Here is a 1,626-nt window from a genome sequence, read left to right on the forward strand (position 1 = left end):
TACATTTTGAATTTACCTTTGCCCAGGAACGATAAATTGGCGGTTAATTTTCTGGGCGACCAGTCCGTCATAGCCCCCATATACCAGTCGCCATTATTTGCCTTCCTGGCCATCAATACATAATTACCTACCTTGGAAGACAGAGCGATGGTTGTATCCCAAACAGAGGGCACAGGCCCTAAAAATTCCATGCATTTGGATTCTTTATAATAATGGGTAGGGCTGTCGCAAAGCATTTGTAAAGGACTTTCATATACAACATACATAGCAAGCTGATGGCAACGGGTACCAAGGCTCATGGGCTCGGTTCCTACAGGCTTCCAGGCATCTTTCTGGGCATTAATCATAGCTCCCGGAGTATAATCCATAGGGCCGGCAGCCATACGGATAAAAGGAAGATTCAAATTATGATCGGGCCCTATCCTTTTTTCTCCATCGCCCTTGCTTTGCTCATTGCCGAACACACCTTCGGATGTCATCACATTCGGGTAGGTACGATTCATCCCTACCGGTTTATAGGCTCCGTGAAAATCCACAAGCAGCTTGTATTTTGCAGCCTGACTGGCCACACGTTCATAGAAATTCACCATTTCCTGGTCATCACGCTGCATAAAATCCACTTTAATGCCCTTAATACCCCATTTCGCAAACTGTTCAAGGGTTGCCTCCAGTTGATTATCCAGTGCCAGCCAATTTACCCACAAAAGTATATCAACATTTTTCTGACGTCCATAAGCAACCAATTCTTCAATATTTACATCGGGATTAACTTTTAAGAGATTGCGGGTATCGCCCCATCCTTCGTCCAAAAGCACATATTCTATCCCATATTTCGATGCAAAATCTATATAATATTTATAGGTTTCCGTGTTGATCCCTGCACGAAAATCCACTTCGTAAATATTATTATAGTTCCACCAGTCCCATTGAACTTTGCCGGGTTTTACCCAACTGAAATCGCCCCTGGCAGGTTTTGAAAGTTGATAAACAAGCTGATTTTCCAACAATTCATTATCCTCGCGTGCAATCATCAATACACGCCAGGGAAATTGCTGTGGCCCATTGATCTTTGCGATGAAGTTCTCCCTTTCAGTCACTTTTTTGTTCCGGTCGCCTTCTACTTTAGTTTCTTTTGGATAAAAAGGGAATACACCCTGAATCTGTCCCTCGCCTTTACCCCGTACCCACAATCCTGCATAATTGTAAAGGCCGGATTCGGTAAGTAAGAGCTTGATTCCATTACTCTCAAACAAAACCGGCAAGCTGGCTAACTTATCAGCATCAATCTCTCCAATGCTATAATTTTTATAGGTTCTTTCATTATGAGAGAAAAAACTATTTTCCTCAGGGTACCAAGATTTGCCATTTTTATCAAAACTAAACCCCACTTTTTCATCCAGCACCTTGTATTCCTTCTTATAAGAAGTTATCCATCGCCAGGCGACACCATTATTATACGCCCTGCATTCAAGGGAAAGCCCGTTGTTAAAATCAAGATGCAGTTGATTACATCTGTCCTGTATAGATTTACTCTTCTGCCTTACAACAGGAGTCAATAATTCATTGATAAAAGTCCTTTTTGTACCCACTACTTTCCATCCTGCTTTTCTGGGAGCATCTGTGGTA

At 42.3% G+C, this 1,626-nt stretch carries 1 protein-coding gene; it reads right to left on the minus strand.

Features of this window, described 5'->3' with window-relative positions; translation table 11 throughout:
- Positions 1-1,626: glycoside hydrolase family 97 protein (locus Q8907_16940; protein MDP4275956.1), on the minus strand; the 1,626-nt coding region annotated here is incomplete at both ends.

The organism is Bacteroidota bacterium (assembly GCA_030706565.1).
In the GTDB taxonomy this organism is placed as follows: Bacteria; Bacteroidota; Bacteroidia; order Bacteroidales; family JAUZOH01; genus JAUZOH01.